The following is a 6000-nucleotide window of genomic DNA, read 5'->3' on the forward strand; positions in this document are numbered from 1 at the left end:
CGGGTTCCTTGTCGCGATCGAGACGAACGGCAGGCTGCTGGTCTCGGCCGGCGTGGTAACTGGATTTGCGTCAGCAAATCGCGCCGCGCTGGTTATCGCTCGCGGACACGAACTCAAAATTCGTGTAGCCGCAGCCGGAAGCTCTGCCGGACCGGTTCGATGAGAGGGGGCTCGACAATTTGACGCCGTCGACCACATGCGGCACGCCGTCGCGTAATGTCTGCTCATCGAAAATGGCGACTCAGCGTGCAACCCCACAAACATCCCGGCATCAGATGAAGATATCCCAGGTATTTAAGTTCGAGGCAGCGCACCGACTTCCAAAAGTCCCGCAGACACATCGCTGTCATCGGATGCACGGTCATTCCTATCGGGTCGAGGTCGTGCTGAACGGGCCCGTCGATCCGCACACCGGGTTCGTAATGGATTTCTTCAACATGGAAGAAGCGTTCGGTCTTCTTCTAAAGAAGCTCGATCACCATTGCCTGAACGAAGTCCTGGGACTGGAAAATCCGACGGCGGAAAATATCGCCATCTGGATCTGGAAGCACGCGAAACCGCGCCTTGCGCAACTCTCGAGCGTGAGGGTGTACGAGACGACCGATTGTTGGGCGGAATATGACGGGCCCGATCGCTGAATTCAGCGCTCATTTGGGGCTGTGTCGATGAGGCACGCCTGTCCTTCTTCGGCTCCGAAGCCGACTTGCTCGATCTGCACTTCGGCTCCTCGTCGGCCGGGTCCGCGGGCAGATTCCCGTGCTCGCGGAATGCCCTTGGATCTCGCGGGAGGTCAGAGGACCACCCGGCTGGGTCATGAGGCCCCCCTAGCACGTGACCGCATTCGGCCGGACGATCCGGAATCCCGCGTTGTGCTAACCGCCGGAACTGTCTGGGGATTCGTTGGAGCGAATTCGATGCTGATTGTACCGGAGAGAGGACCCTCGATCCCGGACGCTCGCGGCTGGGCAATCTCGGTGCTGCACGGCGCTAGCCGCGAATGCGAGGAGCACGGGTGGATGCGAGCGTGCGATAGAGATCGCCATCAATACCCGCCGTTCGACACTTCGGCGGGCGAAGCCTCTAGTGAAGTTGGCAAGGTGCTGGACTCGAGCGTCCCCGCTGGCTGGTCGCGGATGCCGTTTCGCCCGACTGGTTATTTCCACCCAGCCGATAGCTGCGGACGTAAACGGGCGAATAGCTGTCCACAGGCACCGATGCCTCGGCCGAGCGCATCCGGTAGAGTGCAGTCAGGTGCCACGGAGCGCGGTTTCATCTGTTGACCAAGAAAGTGACCGATCCCGTAACCTGGCCGAAATGGCGGCCGCGCTCGAGCAATCATAGGATTATCGCATCTTGCGCCGGCTCGTTCCGCGGCCAGAATTCGCTGCGAGCAACGATGAAGCAGCCAAGACTGCTCTCCTACTGGATGTCGAGACGATCGGCGTGAATTCGACCCGCGATCAGATCATCGAGCTTGGAATGGTCAAATTCGCGTACCTACCGGACGGCCGGACCACCCGAGCCCGCGATACATTCAGCTGTTTCAACCAGCCGTCGGTGGCCATCCCCCGAGGTTACGGCTCTCACCGGGATTACCGACGAGATGGTCAATGGCCACAACCTTGATCCGACTCGCGTTCCCATTCCACGCCAGGCTCATCGAGCGCCTGACGCGCCACCCGGCGAAGCCATCTGGCGTCAGCCGCGAGGGACTGGCACGGCCATGGGGCGTAGCCGAGCCGTACGAGACAGCCCTTGCCCAGAAGGGCACGAAGCGCGCCCAAGACCTGATCTTCGCCGCCGAGACTTGGTGAACTCACGCGCTAGGAAGGCAGCCTCATCCTTCTTCCGCTCGATCTTCTGTTCAATCTTTTCAAGCGAGGTCTGATGCTTTGGGGTCGCGGTCTTCGTTCCCGCAAAACATGGACACATAAACCCGACAACCTTCAATAAAATAGGCCACGGGTACCATCGACGGTGTCTCGCCAGCCGACATGGAGGAAATCCGTGAGGATCCAGACGCTGGACTGGACCTGGGCAGCGAGTTCAGTTTTTGAACTCCTTGGATATCGGAGCGGAAGGACTCTGTCAGAAGTATGCGTTTTTCTGACAGTGCTTTTCGACGCCCGATTAGGGAGCTCACGCAGACGGAGTGCTTGCTCTTGGAGGCTCTACGCAAGGGTCATCGAAGCAGCGGAATAAGAAAGACCCAATCAGCGACGGTTCCTTGGGGTCGGACCACCGCGTCTGGGCTGTGCGCGACAATTCGCCGCCAGCGGCCAAATTTCATTGATGGACGAGCCGGCGCTCCGCGGCAGCCACTACACATCTGTACGAGAAGCCGCGTGAACCGAGAACGGGTCCGCTAGGCACCGGTCACTCAGCCACAGACTTACGTCGCTGTCACCCGCAAGTATTTTTACTCCGCTTTGCTTAGCGTATCTGCTCTCGACTACGCGCCTCATCGCTAGGAATGCCCTCACGCGCGCCGCGGCACTTGAAGAATTTCATTTTCATTCGACGCTGCCGAAGTCAGCATGAGAGAAGCGTTGCGAGCAATCGCTGCGGCTTGGCTGTAGCGCAGCGCAGAAATTTACGCTAGCTTCTGCTCGCGAGTTTGCAAATGCGTACCCGCATCCGATCTCTCCGAAGACAACGAGCGATCATTCGACCGCTTGCCCCCTCTCATCCTCAGAGCTGGGACAATCCGGACAATGAGGAAATCTGGTTTGAGTTGGCGCGCGCTATCGGACGTCAGGTCGCACGGGATGAAAATCACGGCTCGGGGCAGCCGATAAAGGACCGGCATGACGACAGCGTCATCGAAGAAAACGGCCGTACTATACGCCCGTTATTCCAGCGACATGCAAAAGGCGACCTCGATTGACGGTCAGCTATTGCTCTGCCGGAAGGTCGCATTGCGCAACGACCTCGATGTCATCGGCGAGTTTGTGGATGCCGCAAAATCTGGTCTTACCGAAGGTGCGCGGGACGGCTATCAGCGCTTGCTCAACGGTGTGAGAAACCAGGACTTTGACGTAGTCGTGGTTGAGCATTTCGACCGCTTGTCGCGCGATCCCGCAACCATCCAGCGTCTCAAGCAGGTTTTCGAGTTCAACGGCGTTGAGCTGATGGATCAGAAAGGGGTCTATGCGACCGCCACTGACATCAGCATCGCAAGTCTCTACAACACGATTTACAAGCCGCAGCTCGCCGAAAAGGTTCGGCGCGGCCATGACAACGCTGTTGCCAACGGAAGAATTCCTGGCTCATACGCCTATGGTTATCGACCGAGGCCGGGCGCGCCGGGCGAACGCGTGATCGATGAGAACGAAGCAAAGATTGTGCTCCGCATCTTCACCGAATATGCAGCGGGCCGCTCGACCCGAACTATCGCCGCTGATCTCACCCGCGAAGGCGTGCCCTCACCAGGGGCAACTCGTCACAAGAACAAGGCTGGCCGTACCACCTGGAATCATCAGTGCATCACAGGCGGTCGGCATGGTCGCGGCATTATCGGCAACGATCTATATATCGGCGAGATACATTGGAACGTTCGCTCGACAATTCTCAACCCGGAGACCCAGAAGAAACAGAAGCGCCGCAATCCAGAAGAGCGCCACATCGTAGTCAAGAAGCCAGAGCTGCGGATCGTTCCGCAAGTGCTCTGGAATCGAGCGCAGGAGCTTCGTAGCGCGCGCGCCATATCTATGTTCGGACCAACTGGCAAGCCGCGGCGTCGGGTCGTGATCCCGCGCAACAATGAGCACCCGCTTGCTGGTGTGCTCCGGTGTGGCGTCTGCAATGGCCACATGCGAATCGCTCAATCCTCGCGTAACGGTGCACCGCGCGCGGCATGCGCGAGCGCGCATCAGCGGGGCACCTGCGAGCACACCCGTAGCTTTGACATGGACGTTCTGCTCGAGGATGCTTCTGACAAAATCCAACTGAAATTGCTTTCGCCGAAAGCCATCGAAGAGGCGATGTGTGCCTGGAAGGAGGGGCGCAAAAACGATCGGAACAAGGGCAGCGAACACGCTAAGCTAGAGCGTCGACTCCGCGTGTTGACTACCGAGATCGAACGCCTGTCATATGCCATCGCAAATAGCCGTCGGAAGCCGGACGAGTTGCTCAAGCGGATCGATGAGTGCGACCTGGAGCGGGAAAGCGTTGAAGAGCGCTTGCGGCTGCTGGGCGGTGGCGGCGAAAATGTCATTGGCTTCGATCACCCGAAGTTCGGTGACCGATACCGTTCGGAGGTTAGAAGGCTGGTCACCGCGCTCAAGACCAATCCGAAGGCGATCGAAACTCGCGTCGCCTTCCGCACCTTGATTGAATGCATAGTAGTGCATCCGGTTCGCAAGCGGATGCCCTACGAATATACGCCCTACCTGAAGCGTGAACCGCTTCAGTAACGAAATCGCTAGGGCTTCCTCGCCGCTCTCCGCCGCGCGTTTCTTTTCATCGTTGGGAATGAAGCGGTCGGCATAGACGACAGTTGTGCCGCGCTCGCCCTTTCGGACATGCCCGCCAAGCGAGAGCGCTTGGCGGAACGTCAGCCAGCTCTGGCCAGTAAATCCGTGCTCGATCACCGCGCCCCAGAGAATGAGGACGTTGATGCCACTATACTGCCGGGCCGTTGAAGCGTTCTTGGGCATGGCGAGGGGTGCCCTCGCCGACGATGTTCCCCAAGACTGGACAGGGCACATGGCCCGCCTCCAACTCAGTGATGATCTTGTCGGTTATTTCGTCATAGAGATTCGCCCGGCTCTCGCCGGCGCGCGCCCGAACGACATGTCTCGACATCGCGGGTCTCCGCGGCGGTCGCCGCGAGCCTTTCTCGCGACTTCCAACCCGTCACGGCCAACCCGGCCGGCACTCTCACTCCTGGACGCGCTCAACGCGCTCAAAAAGGAGCAATTTCGGCGAACGCTTCCGCGAGGCCGCGTCAGGGATGGAAGCCCGAAGGGTGAAGACCCGGCGTCAGCCGGGCCTTCAGCGAAGCCGACAGGCCGGCCCGCAGGGAGACGCCCCAAGGACTACCGGATCAGCAAGCCCGACTTCCGGCTGCTCGGAGCGCTGCCAAGAGGATCGCTGCAGGTGCAGCTTGTATGCGAAGGTTCCGATTGAGCGCGCCGCACTTGCGATTCGTTGTAAGAATATTTCTCTGGGATGCTTTTTTGGGGGGCGGGCGATGGGCGAAGACAAACGCAAGAAGATGCTGGGCGCTTCCGCCGTGTGGAGAGGCCAGTTGCTGAGACGTTTGAGAGCGTTGGTATCGACACCTCCGCGCCAGGCTTCTTCGATGATCCACAGTTCGTCGCTGAGAAACGTCGGGATCGTCGATTTCTCGAGTTGTACTCGGAATGGGTTGTCCACCGCGAATGCACCGCAGACTACGACGCCCATGTGCGCGAGGTCTTGGCGAAGCTTGCCCCGATCATTTCGGCGCGGTTGGACCGTTATCAATGGTTTGGCTCGTGCATCGCTATAACGGGTATCCTCACAAGAATGCTCGACTGCCTCGGCGTTTGGAACACAGTGATGAAGGCTCGGTATCCATAAGAAATTCAGACGGCCAGTCACGTCATTTCGCGATTGTCGATGAACATGAGGGTCTTGGTTACGAGACCGGACACTACTGGCTCGTTGCACCGCCATTCGATATCGTTGACCTCAGCCTCTACCATCAGCGTTGGCGGCGCGGAGATGAAGCGTTTCAGACCTTGGCGCCCAAGGTGGTGTTGGCCGAGCGTACAGAGATCGTCAAAGCACGCGCCGGTGACGTCATTGCGCCTGCCCTCATTCGATCCGGAGCTGACGCAGAAATGCACCGCGCATTGCCGGATCAAAAGCGGTTCGGAGCGATTTTCCCACCTCGAAGGGGGCGTGTTGGACGAGCTAGACGATCGATTCCAAGAAATCTGCGTCGGAACTGATTGGGTGTTGGCGGATTCCTCGTTTGCGATTGGCGCAATGAGGAGCGACATCATGGCAGGA

General features: G+C 59.0%; 5 protein-coding genes and 1 pseudogene. 3 read left to right on the plus strand and 3 right to left on the minus strand.

All coding sequences use genetic code 11. The features are described 5' to 3' along the window. Positions 1 to 275 precede the first annotated feature (275 nt). The 3 genes from queD (at position 276) to IVA80_RS20895 (ending at position 4415) form a co-directional block, all read left to right on the plus strand. A complete protein-coding gene (gene queD / locus IVA80_RS20885; RefSeq protein WP_247434512.1) occupies positions 276 to 638 on the plus strand; it encodes a 6-carboxytetrahydropterin synthase QueD in 363 nt (120 codons plus the stop codon). Between the two features lie 972 nt (positions 639 to 1610). After that, positions 1611 to 1814, plus strand: coding sequence for a hypothetical protein (locus tag IVA80_RS20890; protein ID WP_247434491.1), 204 nt, complete (start codon positions 1611 to 1613; stop codon positions 1812 to 1814). Positions 1815 to 2807: 993 nt separating this feature from the next. Further along, positions 2808 to 4415, plus strand: a complete 1608-nt coding sequence (locus IVA80_RS20895) for a recombinase family protein (RefSeq protein ID WP_247434494.1) — start codon at positions 2808 to 2810, stop codon at positions 4413 to 4415. Here the strand turns inward: IVA80_RS20895 and IVA80_RS20900 are convergent. The 3 genes and pseudogenes from IVA80_RS20900 to IVA80_RS20910 form a co-directional block, all read right to left on the minus strand. Then, positions 4395 to 4806: pseudogene (locus IVA80_RS20900) on the minus strand (ArdC-like ssDNA-binding domain-containing protein); the annotation flags it as partial. The gene IVA80_RS20895 and the pseudogene IVA80_RS20900 sit on opposite strands and share 21 nt — an antisense overlap. A gap of 189 nt (positions 4807 to 4995) precedes the next feature. Then, positions 4996 to 5409: a hypothetical protein gene (locus IVA80_RS20905; RefSeq protein WP_247434497.1), complete on the minus strand. Its 414-nt coding sequence runs from the start codon at positions 5407 to 5409 to the stop codon at positions 4996 to 4998. Positions 5410 to 5582: 173 nt separating this feature from the next. Further along, on the minus strand, positions 5583 to 6000 hold a 418-nt coding region (locus IVA80_RS20910), incomplete at its 5' end, for a hypothetical protein (RefSeq protein WP_247434500.1).

Source organism: Bradyrhizobium sp. 139, assembly GCF_023074175.1.
Lineage (GTDB): Bacteria > Pseudomonadota > Alphaproteobacteria > Rhizobiales > Xanthobacteraceae > Bradyrhizobium.